Here is a 14,459-nt window from a genome sequence, read left to right on the forward strand (position 1 = left end):
ACCGCTGCCAATGTCAACGGCGGCGCGGGCGGCAATGGCGCGGCTCCGGGCACCGGTGGCAAGGGCGGCGTGGGTGCGAGCTTGTTCGGGGGCAGTGGCAGCGATGGCGCCCGCGGTGGCGGCGGCAACGGCGGTGACGGCGGTGATGGTTATGACGCGGCCACCGACGCCAATGCGTTAGCCGGTGCGGCCGGCGGCAACGGGGGCGCCGGTGGCAACGGTGGGGCCTACGGCAACGGCGGCAACGGCGGCGCCGGCGGCAACGGCGCGAACGGTGCCGCGGGCACCGCGGGCACGGCCACCAACCTCGACGGCGGTAACGGCACCGATGGCGGCACCGGCGGCCGGGGTGGTGACGGCGGGGCCGGCGGAACCAACGCCGGTAACGCCGGCAATGGCGGCGCCGGCGGGGCCGGTGGTAACGGCGGTGCCGGCGGGAACGGTGTTGAGGGGACCAACGGCGCCGACGCCGAAGCCGGCAGCGGCGGCAATGGCGGTGACGGTACCGACGGCGGCAGCGGCGGCAACGGCGGTGCCGGCGCCAACGGCGGTGTGGGTGGTGCCGGTGGCGTGGCACAGGCCGACGGCTACAGCGACGGTGCCGCAGGTGCCGGCGGGGTCGGCGGCAACGGCGGAGCAGCCGGCAACGCCGGTGATGGCGGTGACGGCGGAGCCGGCGCTGCGGGTGGAACCGGAACCACGGCCGGCAGCGGCGGCAACGGCGGCAATGCCGGCGACGCCGGTAGCGCCGGTAACGGCGGCACCGGGGGCGCCAGCGGTGACGGCAGCACCACAGCCGCCGACGGCACCGCCGGAGCCGCGGCGACCGGCGTCGGCAACGGCGGCAACGGCGGGGCCGGCGCTCACGGCCAAGTCGTCACCACCGGCAACGGCACCATCGCCCAGGACGGCGGCAACGGCGGCGCCGGCGGGGCGGCCGGGGCGGTCGGCAACGGCGGTCGGGGCGGTGCCGGCGGCAACGGTGTGGACGGCACCGGCGGCAACCCGCCGGCGCAGAACATCCCGCCGGCGGCTGGAAACGGTACCGATGCACCCGTAATCGAACAGGGCCCCGGCGGCATCGGGGCCGACGGCGGTGCCGGCGACCCCGGCACGGCAGTCGGCCAGGCCGGCGGTAACGGTGGGATCGGCGGCGGCTTCGCCAGCCCCACCGCAGACGCCACCGGCGGTAACGGCGGGACCGGCGGCACCGGTGGGCTCGGGGCGCCCGGTGGTGACGGCGGGATGGGCGGCACCGTATTCGGCGGCGAGGCCAACGGCACCGGCGGCACCGGCGGCACCGGTGGTGATGGCGGCCCCGGCGGAGCGGGAGGCAACGGCGGCAACGGCGGCAACGGCGACGTCGGCGCCGGCAACGGTACCGGCGGCGACGGCGGCAACGGCGGCACCGGCGGCACCGGGGCGGCCGGCGGCGACGGCGGCAACGGCGGCTACGGCGACAGCGATGGCACCGGCGATGCCTCCGGCGGTGCCGGTGGTCACGGCGGTAACGGCGGCGACGGCGCCAGCGGCACCAGCGGCAGCAATGGGGGCGCCGGTGGTGCCGGCGGAGCTGGCGGCACCGTGAGTGGTGTCGGCGGTGACGGCGGCGCCGGTGGCAGCGGCGGTAACGGCGCGGACGGTGACGTCGGCGGTGCCGGAGGTAACGGCGGCACCGGCGGCGCGGTCAGCAACGGAAACGTGGCCACCGCTGGCGACGGCGGTGACGGCGGTGACGGCGGCAACGGCGGCAACGGCGGTGACGGCGGCAACGGCGGCAACGGCGGGAACGCCGGCCACGGCGCCGACGGCGCGGGCACTGCCGGTGCTGGTGGTGCGGCGGGTACCGCCGGGACGGGCGCCGCGGGCGGTGACGGCGGTTCCGGCGGCGCTGCCGGTCAGGTTGCGCAGGGCAACACCATCATCGACGGCAGCGACGGCTCGGAAGGCCAAGGCGGCGCCCAGGGCACCGACGGCACCGCCGGCCAAGGCGGCGCGGCTGGTCAGCCCTGATCCTTGGTTGACGTTCGCCGAGCGTGTACCTGCTGCGAAATTTCGCCCGATTTTTCGCAGTGAGTACACGCTCGGCGAAGCGGCAAAAGCGCTACAGCTGCCGGATGGCCTCGATGCGCGCCCGCAGCTGATCTGACGTCGCTGCCGCCACCGGCGGGCCGCCGCAGATTCGGCGCAACTCGTTATGGATCCAGCCGTGCGGCTTGCCGAGGCGGTGATGCGCCGCCGAGACCAGCGCGTTGAGTTCGTGACGCAGCGCCCGCAACTGGCCATGGGTGGTCACCGGCACCGGAACCCCGCCGTCGTTGACCGCCTTGGACCGCCGGTCGAGCTGCTCTTCCTGCCTGCGCCGCAACAGGTCCCGCATCTGGTCGGCGTCGAGCAGCCCGGGGATGCCCAGATAGTCGGCCTCCTCCTCGCTGCCGGCCGGGGTGGCGGTGCCGAATGAGGCGCCGTCGAAGATCACCTGATCGAGCTCGGCGTCGGCGCCCAGCGATTCGAACTTGTTCTCCAGCTCCGAGGGCTCGTCGCGCCGGCGCTCGGCCTCGGCGAGCTCGTCGCGTTCGGACTCCCGGTGCGGCTTGCCCAACACGTGATTGCGCTGCTGTTCCAGCTCGCTGGCCAGGCCCAGCAGCGACGGCACCGACGGCAGGAAGATGCTGGCGGTCTCGCCGGGCCGCCGCGACCGCACGAACCGGCCGATCACCTGCGCGAAGAACAACGGAGTGGACGCGCTGGTGGCGTACACCCCGACCGCCAGCCGCGGCACGTCGACACCCTCGGAGACCATCCGCACCGCCACCAGCCAGCGACTGGTCCCCGCGGAGAACTGCGCGATCTTGTCGGAGGCACCGGCGTCGTCGGAGAGCACCACGGTCGGGGCCTCGCCGGTGAGGTTCGTCAGCAGTTTGGCGTAGGCCCGGGCGGCCTTCTGATCCGAGGCGATGATCATCCCGCCGGCGTCAGCCATGCCACCGTCACGCAGCTGGCGCAGCCGCTTGTCCGCAGCCGTGATGACCGCCGGCATCCATTCCCCGGCCGGGTCCAGCGCTGTGCGCCACGCCCGGGCGGTGTGTTCGGCGGTCAGCGGCTCGCCGAGCCGGGCCGAGTACTCTTCGCCGGCGCTGTCACGCCAGCGGGCCTCGCCCGAATACGCCATGAACATCACCGGGCGCACCACGCCGTCGGCCAGCGCCTCCGGGTAGCCGTAGCTGTCGTCGGCCACCGATCGGAGGTGGCCGGCGCCATCGGGCTCGTAGTTGACGAAGGGGATGGGACTGTCGTCGCTGCGGAACGGCGTGCCGGTCAGCGCCAGCCGGCGAGTGGCATCGGAGAACGCCTCCCGGATGCCGTCACCCCAGCTCTTGGCGTCGCCGCCGTGGTGGATCTCGTCGAAGATCACCAGCGTTTTGGCGGCCTCGGTGCGCACCCGGTGCCGGGCGGGGTGGCTGGCGACCTGCGCGTAGGTGACGACGACACCGTGGTACTCGGAGCTGGTCTGGGCGGCGGAGTTGGAAAACCGCGGGTCCAGTGCGACGCCGTGTTCCGCGGCGGCCGCCGCCCATTGCACCTTCAGGTGCTCGGTGGGCACCACGATCGTGATGCGCTCGACGGTGCGGTCGGCGAGCAGTTCGGCGACGATGCGCAGCGCGAAGGTCGTTTTGCCGGCGCCGGGGGTGGCCACCATCAGGAAATCTCGCGGCTTGGCGGTTAGGTACCGCACCAGAGCCCGCCGTTGCCAGCCCCGCAAAGCCCGGGTGCTGGGCGCTGCGTCAGCCCGCACCCGGTCTCCTATCTGATCGGAATGCAGTCTAGGGCAAGCCGATAGCATCGCAGGCGTGTCCACCCCGGGCGAGCCGGAATCCGTGCGTGTCGAGCGATTGCTCGACGCGCAGACCAGAGCCGCTGCGCTGTTCGACGAGATCGAGCGCCGCGGCATGGTCCGCCCCGGTGTCGGCGAGCGCCAGTTGTCCGATGAGATCGCCGACCTGGCCGCCCACATGTTCGGGGTGACCCGGCACTGGCACAAGCGGGTGGTGCGCGCCGGCGAGAACACCCTGCAGCCGTTCCGCGCCGACCCGCCCGATCGCGTCATGGCCGACGACGACATCGTCTACCTCGACCTGGGACCGATCTTCGAGGCGTGGGAGGCCGACTTCGGCCGCACCTTCGTGCTCGGCGACGACCCGGACAAGCTGGCGTTGCGTGACGCGCTGCCGGGAGTGTGGCAGTCCGGGCGGGCGTTCTTCGACGCGCACGCCGAGATCACCGGCGCCCAGCTCTACGACCACGTGGTGGGATTGGCGCGCGGGCGGGGCTTCGAGTTCGGCGCACCGATCGCCGGGCACCTGCTGGGTGAGTTCCCGCACAAGAAGATCTCCGGCGACGACGCCCAGTTCTACATCACCCCCGGCTCGGACAAGCCGATGCGCCGCACCGACCGCACCGGCCGGGTCTGCCACTGGATCCTCGAAGTGCACCTGGTCAACCCGGATCGCGGGTTCGGCGGCTTCTATGAGGAACTGCTCGACGTGGGTTGAGCCCGGCTATACGGGATAGACCACCCCGGTCAGTTCCTCCGAGACGGTCCAGAGCCGCTGCTGCGTGTCGGCGTCGTGGGATTTACGGCTGGACTTCACCAGCGTGGGGTAACCGCGTTGTTCGCCGAAACCGTCCGGGCCGTAGTACTGCCCGCCGAGTACGCCGGGGTCGGTGGCGGCGCGCAGCGTCGGCAGCGCGCCCATGTCCGCACCCTGGAAGAGCGGTTTGATCAGGGGGTAGGCGGCCGCAGCCCAGCGCGGCAGGTGGCGCATCAGCTCGGTGTCCGAGCCGCCGGGGTGGGCGGCCGTGGCGATCGTCGTCCCATGCGCCGCCAGCCGGCGCTGCAGCTCATAGGTGAACAGCAGATTGGCGAGCTTGGATTGCCCGTAGGCCCGGACCCGGCTGTAGCCGCGCTCGGACTGCAAGTCGTCGAAGTGGATGTCGGCGCGGATGCGGTGGCCGAGGCTGCTGACCGTCACGACCCGGGACCCGGGGACCGGCAGCAGCCGGTCCAGCAGTAGACCGGTGAAGGCGAAGTGGCCCAGGTGGTTGGTGCCGAACTGGAGCTCGAAGCCGTCCTTGGTGGTCGACTTGGGCGGGTACATCACTCCGGCGTTGTTGATCAGCAGGTCGATGCGGTCGTGGGCGGCGCGCACCTGATCGGCAGCGGCGCGGATCGAGTCCAGCGACGTCAGGTCGAGCTCCTGCAGCGCCACGTCGGCGCCGGGGCTGCGCCGGCGGATGAGCGACTCGGCGTCCTTGCCCTTCTCGAGATTGCGCACCGCGAGCACCACCTGGGCGCCCCGTTCGGCGAGCGCGGCGGCGGTTTCGAAGCCGAGGCCGGTGTTGGCCCCGGTGATGACGGCGACCCGGCCGCTCTGGTCGGGGATGTCGGCGGTTGTCCACTTGGCCACGGGAGACTCCTGAAGCGGTAGGGTAAACGGGGCGGGCGCTCCGGTTGGTTCAACTATACGGAACGCGCGCCCCGTTTTGTCAATCGATTGGGGATTCTGGTGGCTCGATCAGCACGCCCGTTGCGTGCCGATGCCGCGCGCAACCGCGCGCGTGTTCTGGAAGTCGCCTACGAAACCTTTGCGGCCGAAGGCTTGTCGGTACCGATCGACGAGATCGCCCGGCGCGCCGGAGTGGGAGCCGGCACCATCTACCGGCACTTCCCGACCAAGGACGAGCTGTTTCGGGCCGTCATCAAAGACCGTATGCAGCGCGTCGTCGACGGCGGCTATGCCCTGCTGGAATCCGACGAACCCGGGGCGGCGATCTTCACTTTCCTGCGGTCGGTGGTGTTGCAGTGGGGCGCGACGGATCGGGGTCTGGCCGAAGCGCTGGCCGGCCTCGGCATCGATATCGCGCAAGCCGCGCCGGAGTCCGAGCAGGCATTCCTGGCGGTGCTCGGCGAACTGCTGCGCGCCGCCCAGCAGGCCGGCACCGTGCGTCACGACCTCGACGTACCTGAGGTGAAGGCGATCCTGGTCGGATGCCAGGCGATGCAGTCCTATAACTCCGCCTTGGCCGAGCGCGTGACCGACGTCGTCATGGACGGTTTGCGCGCGCCGCAATAGGGCGGCGGTGATCTTGCACTCTCCATGGGCGAGTGCTAAGAATGACGTTGGCACTCGCGACCGGTGAGTGCTAGGTCGGGACGGTGAGGTACGGGGCCGCACCTGCGGAGCACACCCACAGCCGTCCGTCGCGGGCACTGACCCGACCGACAAGACGTGCATCCCCTAACCGGAGGAATCACTTCGCAATGGCTAAGCAAATTGCGTATGACGAAGAGGCCCGTCGCGGCCTCGAGCGGGGCCTGAACGCCCTCGCCGACGCGGTCAAGGTGACGCTGGGCCCCAAGGGCCGCAACGTCGTCCTGGAGAAGAAGTGGGGCGCCCCCACGATCACCAACGATGGTGTGTCCATCGCCAAGGAGATCGAGCTGGAGGACCCCTACGAGAAGATCGGCGCCGAGCTGGTCAAAGAGGTCGCCAAGAAGACCGACGACGTCGCCGGTGACGGCACCACCACCGCCACCGTGCTGGCCCAGGCGCTGGTCAAGGAAGGCCTGCGCAACGTGGCGGCCGGCGCCAACCCGCTGGCCCTCAAGCGCGGCATCGAGAAGGCCGTCGAGAAGGTCTCCGAGACCCTGCTGAAGGACGCCAAGGAGGTCGAGACCAAGGAGCAGATCGCGGCGACCGCCGGGATCTCCGCGGGCGACCAGTCCATCGGTGACCTGATCGCCGAGGCGATGGACAAGGTGGGCAACGAGGGTGTCATCACCGTCGAGGAGTCCAACACCTTCGGCCTGCAGCTGGAGCTCACCGAGGGCATGCGCTTCGACAAGGGCTACATCTCGGGCTACTTCGTCACCGACGCCGACCGTCAGGAAGCGGTCCTGGAGGACCCCTACATCCTGCTGGTCAGCTCCAAGGTGTCGACGGTCAAGGACCTGCTCCCGCTGCTGGAGAAGGTCATCCAGGGCGGCAAGCCGCTGCTGATCATCGCCGAGGACGTCGAGGGTGAGGCTTTGAGCACCCTGGTCGTCAACAAGATCCGCGGCACCTTCAAGTCGGTGGCCGTCAAGGCCCCCGGCTTCGGTGACCGCCGCAAGGCGATGCTGCAGGACATGGCGATCCTCACCGGTGGCCAGGTCATCAGCGAAGAGGTCGGCCTGTCGCTGGAGACCGCCGACATCTCGCTGCTGGGCAAGGCGCGCAAGGTCGTCGTCACCAAGGACGAGACCACCATCGTCGAGGGTGCCGGTGACTCCGACGCCATCGCCGGTCGGGTGTCGCAGATCCGCGCCGAGATCGAGAACAGCGACTCCGACTACGACCGGGAGAAGCTGCAGGAGCGGCTGGCCAAGCTGGCCGGCGGCGTCGCGGTCATCAAGGCCGGGGCTGCCACCGAGGTGGAGCTCAAGGAGCGCAAGCACCGCATCGAGGACGCGGTGCGCAACGCCAAGGCCGCCGTGGAGGAGGGCATCGTCGCCGGTGGTGGCGTGACCCTGCTGCAGGTCGCGCCGTCGCTGGACGAGCTGAAGCTCTCGGGCGACGAGGCCACCGGCGCCAACATCGTCAAGGTCGCGCTGGAGGCCCCGCTGAAGCAGATCGCCTTCAACGCCGGCCTGGAGCCGGGCGTGGTGGCCGAGAAGGTCCGCAACTCGCCCGCCGGCAGCGGCCTCAACGCCGCCACCGGTGAGTACGAGGACCTGCTGAAGGCCGGCGTCGCCGACCCGGTGAAGGTGACCCGCTCGGCGCTGCAGAACGCAGCCTCGATCGCGGCCCTGTTCCTGACCACCGAGGCGGTTGTCGCCGACAAGCCGGAGAAGGCGGCCGCACCCGCGGGCGACCCGACCGGTGGCATGGGCGGCATGGACTTCTAAGTCTGGTTGCACGAAAGAGCCCGGCTCCCCGCGGTGGGGGCCGGGCTTTTTCGTAGCTGTGCCGGCCGTGCGCAAGGATGGCGGTATGGAGATCCTGCTGCTGGGCACCGGCAGCGCCGACGGCTGGCCGAACCCGTTCTGCCGGTGCGCCTCCTGCCGATCGGCGACCGAGGTTCGCGGGCAGACCGCCGCGCTGGTCGACGACGTGCTGCTGCTCGATTGCGGGCCGGAGGCGCCGCGCGCCGCCGCACGCTTCGGGCGATCGCTGGCTTCGGTGCGCCATATCCTGTTCACCCACGGCCATTGGGATCATGTCGGGCCGGCAGCGCTGCTGATGCGGCACTGGACCGGGGCCGGCGAGCGCCTCGATGTGGTCGGGCCGGCCAGCGCTCTCGACCAGTGCCGGCACTGGGTCGGCCCCGACGATCCGGTGCGCTTTGTCGAGGTCGGGCCCGGCGACGACGTGCGGTTGGGTGACTACCGGGTGCGCGTGCTGGCGGCCGCGCACGGGGCGGACCTCGGCGGTGACGCGGTGCTCTACGACCTGGAAACCGTTGGGGGTCGGATTCTCTGGGCCACCGACACCGGCCCGCTGCCCGAACAGACGCACGCCGCGGTGGCGGGCGCCGCCTTCGATGCGGTGTTTCTGGAAGAGACGTTCGGGATGCACACCGGGCACGGCACCGAACACCATGATCTGCCCGCGTTCGCGGCGACCGTCTCGGCGTTGCGAAGCTCCGGTGCTGCCGTGGCCACGACCGATGTCATCGCCGTCCACCTGAGTCACCACAACCCTGCGGAAGCGGAATTGGTTGCAGTACTAGCAGATTCGGGTGCGCGTGCCGGGCGTGACGGGGAGATCGTGGGCGCGGCGCCGACCCGGGTCCTGGTTCTCGGTGGAGCCCGGTCGGGCAAGTCTGCGCACGCCGAAGCGCTGCTGGCTGGACAGGCTGCGGTGACCTACGTGGCCACCGGCGGGGTGCGCGAGGGCGACCCGGAGTGGGCCGAGCGGGTACGGTTGCACCGGTCCCGGCGTCCGGCGTCGTGGCGAACCGTGGAGACCAGCGATGCCGCCGATATGCTGCGGGCGGCCGAAACCCCGCTGCTGCTGGACTGTTTGGGCACCTGGCTCACCGCCCGGATGGATCTGCACGGCGTGTGGGACGGCGGCGCACTGGACGGCGTGCACACCGACATCGACGAGCTGGTGGCAGCTTGGCGGGCCTGCCCGGTGCGGGCGGTGGCGGTCAGCAACGAGGTCGGTAGCGGGGTGGTGCCGGCCACCGGGTCCGGCCGGCTGTTCCGTGACCTGCTCGGTGTGCTCAACGCGCGGATCGCCGCCGCGTCCGACGAGGTGGTGCTGATGGTGGCAGGTCGGCCGCTCAGGCTCCCTGCGCAGTGAGCTTCAGGTCGACGCAGTCGCTGTAGCAGGGGGTTTCGCCCGGTGACTCCGGGGTAGCGACCCGGATCAGCACCGCGCGGCTGGGGGAGATCGCTACGCGGGCCAGCTCGCCGGCGTCGGAGACCTCGGCGGTGCCGTCGACGATGACGGTGTAGCCGCCCGGGACCGGCGGCGGCCACATCACCGTCACATCGCTGCTGCGCGCCAGGTTCGCCCGGCTGCGCCGCCCGCCGAGCGCGCCGATGCGCACGATGTCGCCGTCCAGTGTCGGCATCACCGGCACCGGATGCGGACGGTTCTCGGCATCGACGGTGATCAGGTAGGCGTAGTCATAACCCACGAGCTTCTCGGCGAGGCGGTCGAAATCCACGTTGGAGCACATGGGGCGAGCCTAGTTGCCCGTGCGGAGCTGCACGCAGTCGTGGACGGTGCCGACAGCCCGTTCGCTGCCCTCCTCGAACACCGGCCGGTGCAGCAGGGCTTTGGTCGGGGTGACCAGGACCGGCGCGGCCGGGTCGTCGGGCAGCTCGGCGAGGCCGTCGACGAACAGTGAGTAGTCGGTCACCGCACGTGCGGGCCAGACCAGCGTGACGCCGGCCCGGGCCGCCATGTTCTCCCGGCCGTGGGTGCCGACCGGACCGACATTCACCCGGGCGCCGTCGAAGGTCGGGGTGACCGCGGTGATGCGGACCCGGTAGTCGTCGCCGACAGTCACCAGATAGGCGAAGCGGTAGCCGGGCAGCAGTTCGGCCAGGCGAGCGAGGTCGACGGAATTGGCCATGAAATCGAGAATAGTGATTCGCCGCAGACACCCCGCCCGCCGTGCGCCAAGATGGCGGTATGGAATTCCGCTATCTGGGCAACTCCGGCCTGCAGATCTCCGAGATCACCTACGGCAACTGGCTCACCCACGGCTCGCAGGTCGAAAACGATGTCGCCACCGCGTGCGTGCAGGCCGCGCTCGATGCCGGCATCACCACGTTCGACACCGCGGACGTGTATGCCAACGGTCGGGCCGAGGAAGTTCTCGGGGCCGCGTTGCGCGGCCGTCGGCGCGAATCGGTGGAGATCTTCACCAAGGTCTATTGGCCGATCGGGCCGGCCCCGTTGGGCCGCAACGACACCGGCCTGTCCCGCAAGCACATGATGGAGGCCATCAACGGGTCGCTGCGCCGGCTCGGCACCGACTACGTCGACTTGTATCAGGCACACCGCTATGACTCCTTCACGCCGCTGGAGGAGACCATGCAGGCCTTCGCCGACATCGTCCGGGCGGGCAAGGCGCTCTACATCGGTGTCAGTGAGTGGACCGCCGACCAGATCCGCCAGGCCCACGGGATGGCCCGCCAGCTGGGGGTCTCGCTGATCTCCAGCCAGCCGCAGTATTCGATGCTGTGGCGGGTGATCGAACCCGAGGTGATTCCGGTCTGCCGGGAGCTGGGCCTGAGCCAGATCGTCTGGTCGCCGATGGCCCAGGGGGTGCTGTCCGGCAAGTACCTGCCCGGGCAGCCGCCGCCGGCCGGATCGCGCGCCACCGACGAGAAGGGCGGGGCCAACTTCGTCAAGCGGTTCATGACCGACGACGTGCTGACCCGGGTGCAGCAGCTGCGCCCGATCGCCGACGAGTTGGGTCTCACCACGGCGCAGCTGGCGATCGCCTGGGTGCTGCAGAACGACAACGTCGCCGCCGCTTTGGTCGGGGCGTCCCGGCCCGAGCAGGTGAGCGAGAACGTCAAGGCTTCCGGGGTGCGCATCCCGGCCGAGCTGCTCGCCCGCATCGACGAGGTGCTGGGTGATGTCGTCACCTCAGACCCGGCGGTGGTGGCCAAGTCCACCCCGGCACAGCGCCTGCTGTAGGCACCTGACCCCTCCACCCGTTGTGCGGTTTTATCCCCAACACGCCGCGACTTCCGGATGAAACCGCACATTCGGCAGCGCAGTACCGACTGCTGTGGATAGGCGTCGGGCGATGACGGGGATTCTTGCGACCCTCCGGGTATGCAGGCAATTGAGTGGCCCTTTCGGGCGGCGGAGGCGCTTGAATCCGGTGCGCTGACGTTCCGCGAGCTCCGTCGCTTTCACGCCGCTATCTACCGGGGGTGTGGGCACCCCGGGAAGCGGACCTGTCGCCGCAGCGACGCGCTGTCGCCGCGTGGCTGTGGTCGCGCCGCCGAGGTGTCCTAGCCGGGCTGTCAGCAGCTGCGCTCTTGGGAACCAAGTGGATCGAGCCGGACTTACCCGCAGAACTCGTGCATACCAATCGCCGGCCCCCCAAGCTGATCCGTGTGCACTCCGACTCGCTGCTGCCAGGCGAGACCCAATTGCTTGACGGCCTTCCCTTGACCACGCCCGCCCGCACCGCCTTTGACATCGGCCGAAGGCTTCCGTTCCAAGAGGGCGTGCAGCGAGTTGATGCGTTGATGAATGCGACCGACGTCAAGGTGGTCGACATCCAGGCCGTCATGGCGAGCCACCGCGGCATACCCGGACTGCGCCAGTTGGCGGAGACGCTGCGGTTCGTCGATGCCGGTGCCGATTCTCCCTAGGAGTCATTGACCCGCCTTTTGCTCGTGCAAAACGGATTCCCGCCACTGCAGACTCAGATTCCGGTATACGACGCGTACGGTCACGTGTTCGCGCGCATCGATCTGGGCTGGCCGGAATTCCTGGTCGGGGTCGACTTCGAGGGCGCGCATCATTGGACCGACCCCAAGCAGCGTGAGTGGGACGCGGAGCGTTCTGCCCTGATCGCCGAACGCGGTTGGCTGGACATCAGGTTGGCCGCCGGGACGCTGCACAAGCGGCCGTGGGCCTTCCTCGACCAGGTGGGCGCGGCATTGATCGACCGCGGCTGCCCGAGGACGTGGTGAGCGTGCGGTCTCATACCCAACCCACGGCGTGTCGCGAATGAAACCGCACGGCGGGCGAAAGGGCCGAGCGTGGGACGAGGCTGATCAGGCCGGCGCCGCCTGACGGCCGCGCACCAGCTTGCCGGGCCGGGCCGCGGTGGGTTTGCCGTGCTCAGCGATGATCTCGCCGGAGACGACCGTCGCCACATAACCGTCGGCGGTCTGGTCGAGCCGTCGCCCACCGGCGGGCAGGTCATAGGTGACCACCGGCTTGTGTAGCCGCAGCCGCTCGTGGTCGATGACGTTGAGGTCCGCCTTGTAGCCGACAGCGATGCGGCCCCGGTCGTTGAGCCCGGCGGTCCGGGCCGGTACGGAGGTCAGTTCGCGGATCGCCTCGGCAACGCTGAGCCGGCCGGATTCGCGATCGCGGGCCCAGTGCGTCAGCACATAGGTGGGAAAGCTTGAGTCGCAGATCATTCCATAGTGGGCGCCACCGTCGCCCAGGCCCAGCACCACGTCGTCGCGGCGCATCAGCGCACCGACGGTGTCCAGCGAATTGTGCTCGAAGTTGGCCAGCGCATCCAGCAGGATGGCGTGCCCGTCGTCATCAAGCAGCCGGTCGTATGCTTCCTCGGCGGGGGAGACGCCACGTGCCTTGGCGCGCGCCGCAATGCTGTTCGTCGGATCCGGTTCGTAGTCGGCGTCATCGCCGAGCGGGTAGGTCCAGTCCCAGGACTGGGCCAGGTAAGCGATCGGATTCGTCGGGACGATGTTGGGCTGATCAGCCAGAATCCGTTTCCGCACCTCGGGTTTCCGCATCTCGGCGACCCGCTCCGCCAGCGGCAGGTGCGCGATCTCCCGGTAGCTCGGGTACAACACGAACGGGTTGATGCTCAGGTCCAAACCGACCATGAGCCCCACCGGACGGGGGAACACCTGGGCGGTGATCTCGGCGCCGGAGCTGTTGGCCTTCTCCACCATGGCGATCGCGTCGCGCCACAGCGGCTCGCCGGCGTTGCCGATCAGCAAAGTGAAGGTGACCGGCAGGCCCGCGTCGGTAGCGGCGTCGAAAACCTGCTGCAGCACAGGCTGATACGTGCCATCGGGAAGGTCCGGAACGAACTGGATCAAGCCTCCGCCACCGGCGGCGACGCCGCGCCCGATCTCGAGGATCTCGGTGTAGGCGGCGTTGTAGCTGGGGATCTGGGCTCCGGTCCGGGTGCGGTGCGTGGTCAGCCGAGACGACGAAAAGCCCAGTGCGCCAGCCTCGGCGGCCTCCCGGGCCAGCTCGCGCATCCGTGCCAGGTCCGCGGGGGTGGCCGGCTCGCGGTCGACACCGCGCTGTCCCATCACGTAGACCCGCAGTGGTGAATGCGGCAGGAATGCCGCGACGTCGATGTCGCGCGGCCGCGCGTCGAGGGCATCCATGAACTCCGGGAAGGTCTCCCACGTCCAGGGCAGGCCGTCGGTCATCACCACGCCGGGAATGTCTTCCACGCCGGCCATCAGATCGACCAGCACCTCATGGTCGGCGATCCGGCACGGCGCGAAACCCACCCCGCAGTTGCCCATCAACGCGGTCGTCACTCCGTGCGCCGACGAGGGATTGAGCCGATCCGACCAGATCGACTGCCCGTCGTAGTGCGTGTGCAGGTCCACGAAACCCGGTGTGACCAGCAGGCCGGTCGCGTCGATCACACGGTGCGCGTCCCCGGATATCTCGCCGATCTGGGTGATGACGCCGTCGCGGACCGCTACGTCGCCGACGTAGGGTTGCCCGCCCAGTCCGTCGACAATCGTGCCGTTGCGGACCACGACGTCGAGGCTCATCTAGTCAATCTACGACCGCGTCGGGGTCTCATGCCAGGATGTGTTTGTGATCGACCACTTGGGCATCAACTGCACTGACTACGCCAGGTCGCAGAAGTTTTACGACGCGGTGCTCGGCGTCCTCGGCTACAGCCGGAAGATGGATGTCGGTGTGGCCATCGGCTACGGCAGTGGCGAGCGCGCCCCCGACTTCTGGATCGCCGATGCCAGTGCGGGCGAGGCCAACGGTCCCAACCGCGAGGTCCACGTCGCGTTCAGCGCCGCCGACCGCGACCAAGTCCAGAGGTTCTACGACACCGCCGTGCAACTCGGTGCCGAGTCGCTGCACGCGCCGCGACTGTGGCCCGAGTACCACCCCGGCTACTTCGGGGCGTTCGTCCGCGATCCGGACGGCAACAACGTCGAGGCGGTCTGCCACCAGGCGTAGCGT

11 protein-coding genes and 2 pseudogenes are annotated in these 14,459 nt (G+C 70.0%); 8 read left to right on the forward strand and 5 right to left on the reverse strand.

All coding sequences use genetic code 11. The annotated features are described in order from the left end of the window. Window positions 1-2,013: pseudogene (locus AC5Y4Q_RS09710) on the forward strand (PE family protein); the annotation flags it as partial. Window positions 2,014-2,104: 91 nt separating this feature from the next. Here the strand turns inward: AC5Y4Q_RS09710 and AC5Y4Q_RS09715 are convergent. Beyond that, entirely contained in the window at window positions 2,105-3,796 is a 1,692-nt protein-coding gene (locus AC5Y4Q_RS09715) for a DEAD/DEAH box helicase (protein WP_064922887.1), read from the reverse strand. 55 nt (window positions 3,797-3,851) lie between these two features. Here AC5Y4Q_RS09715 and AC5Y4Q_RS09720 point away from each other — a divergent pair, with 55 nt between their 5' ends. Continuing rightward, a complete protein-coding gene (locus tag AC5Y4Q_RS09720) occupies window positions 3,852-4,553 on the forward strand; it encodes a M24 family metallopeptidase (RefSeq protein ID WP_064922889.1) in 702 nt (233 codons plus the stop codon). A gap of 6 nt (window positions 4,554-4,559) precedes the next feature. Here AC5Y4Q_RS09720 and AC5Y4Q_RS09725 read toward each other — a convergent pair whose 3' ends face one another. Beyond that, a complete protein-coding gene (locus AC5Y4Q_RS09725; protein ID WP_064922891.1) occupies window positions 4,560-5,468 on the reverse strand; it encodes an SDR family NAD(P)-dependent oxidoreductase in 909 nt (302 codons plus the stop codon). Window positions 5,469-5,567: 99 nt separating this feature from the next. Here AC5Y4Q_RS09725 and AC5Y4Q_RS09730 point away from each other — a divergent pair, with 99 nt between their 5' ends. From AC5Y4Q_RS09730 to AC5Y4Q_RS09740, 3 genes are all read left to right on the forward strand, one after another. Beyond that, entirely contained in the window at window positions 5,568-6,134 is a 567-nt protein-coding gene (locus tag AC5Y4Q_RS09730; RefSeq protein ID WP_064922893.1) for a TetR/AcrR family transcriptional regulator, read from the forward strand. A gap of 188 nt (window positions 6,135-6,322) precedes the next feature. Then, window positions 6,323-7,948 carry a chaperonin GroEL gene (groL, locus tag AC5Y4Q_RS09735; protein WP_064922894.1) on the forward strand — a complete coding sequence of 542 codons (1,626 nt, stop codon included), beginning with the start codon at window positions 6,323-6,325 and terminating at the stop codon, window positions 7,946-7,948. A gap of 85 nt (window positions 7,949-8,033) precedes the next feature. Next, window positions 8,034-9,350: a bifunctional adenosylcobinamide kinase/adenosylcobinamide-phosphate guanylyltransferase gene (locus AC5Y4Q_RS09740; protein ID WP_064922935.1), complete on the forward strand. Its 1,317-nt coding sequence runs from the start codon at window positions 8,034-8,036 to the stop codon at window positions 9,348-9,350. Here AC5Y4Q_RS09740 and AC5Y4Q_RS09745 read toward each other — a convergent pair. Both AC5Y4Q_RS09745 and AC5Y4Q_RS09750 read right to left on the reverse strand, forming a co-directional pair. Further along, window positions 9,331-9,732: a pyridoxamine 5'-phosphate oxidase family protein gene (locus AC5Y4Q_RS09745; protein WP_064922896.1), complete on the reverse strand. Its 402-nt coding sequence runs from the start codon at window positions 9,730-9,732 to the stop codon at window positions 9,331-9,333. The two genes, AC5Y4Q_RS09740 and AC5Y4Q_RS09745, sit on opposite strands and share 20 nt — an antisense overlap. A gap of 9 nt (window positions 9,733-9,741) precedes the next feature. After that, window positions 9,742-10,131: a pyridoxamine 5'-phosphate oxidase family protein gene (locus AC5Y4Q_RS09750; RefSeq protein WP_064922898.1), complete on the reverse strand. Its 390-nt coding sequence runs from the start codon at window positions 10,129-10,131 to the stop codon at window positions 9,742-9,744. A gap of 59 nt (window positions 10,132-10,190) precedes the next feature. On the opposite strand from AC5Y4Q_RS09750, the gene AC5Y4Q_RS09755 reads away from it, so the two are divergent. Both AC5Y4Q_RS09755 and AC5Y4Q_RS09760 read left to right on the forward strand, forming a co-directional pair. Further along, entirely contained in the window at window positions 10,191-11,207 is a 1,017-nt protein-coding gene (locus AC5Y4Q_RS09755) for an aldo/keto reductase family protein (protein WP_065019272.1), read from the forward strand. Between the two features lie 141 nt (window positions 11,208-11,348). Further along, a pseudogene (locus tag AC5Y4Q_RS09760) lies at window positions 11,349-12,220 on the forward strand (type IV toxin-antitoxin system AbiEi family antitoxin). Between the two features lie 84 nt (window positions 12,221-12,304). Here the strand turns inward: AC5Y4Q_RS09760 and AC5Y4Q_RS09765 are convergent. After that, window positions 12,305-14,029, reverse strand: a complete 1,725-nt coding sequence (locus AC5Y4Q_RS09765; RefSeq protein WP_064922901.1) for an N-acyl-D-amino-acid deacylase family protein — start codon at window positions 14,027-14,029, stop codon at window positions 12,305-12,307. 46 nt (window positions 14,030-14,075) lie between these two features. Here AC5Y4Q_RS09765 and AC5Y4Q_RS09770 point away from each other — a divergent pair, with 46 nt between their 5' ends. Then, window positions 14,076-14,456, forward strand: a complete 381-nt coding sequence (locus AC5Y4Q_RS09770; RefSeq protein WP_064922937.1) for a VOC family protein — start codon at window positions 14,076-14,078, stop codon at window positions 14,454-14,456. Window positions 14,457-14,459 lie beyond the last annotated feature (3 nt).

The organism is Mycobacterium sp. NGS16, assembly GCF_059813225.1.

Coding starts and splice junctions, on each gene's coding strand:
- AC5Y4Q_RS09745 (WP_064922896.1), bottom strand. CDS start 9,732: ATGTGCTCCAACGTGGATTTCGACCGCCTCGCCGAGAAGCTCGTGGGT.
- AC5Y4Q_RS09765 (WP_064922901.1), bottom strand. CDS start 14,029: ATGAGCCTCGACGTCGTGGTCCGCAACGGCACGATTGTCGACGGACTG.
- AC5Y4Q_RS09740 (WP_064922935.1), top strand. CDS start 8,034: ATGGAGATCCTGCTGCTGGGCACCGGCAGCGCCGACGGCTGGCCGAAC.
- AC5Y4Q_RS09750 (WP_064922898.1), bottom strand. CDS start 10,131: ATGGCCAATTCCGTCGACCTCGCTCGCCTGGCCGAACTGCTGCCCGGC.
- AC5Y4Q_RS09755 (WP_065019272.1), top strand. CDS start 10,191: ATGGAATTCCGCTATCTGGGCAACTCCGGCCTGCAGATCTCCGAGATC.
- groL (WP_064922894.1), top strand. CDS start 6,323: ATGGCTAAGCAAATTGCGTATGACGAAGAGGCCCGTCGCGGCCTCGAG.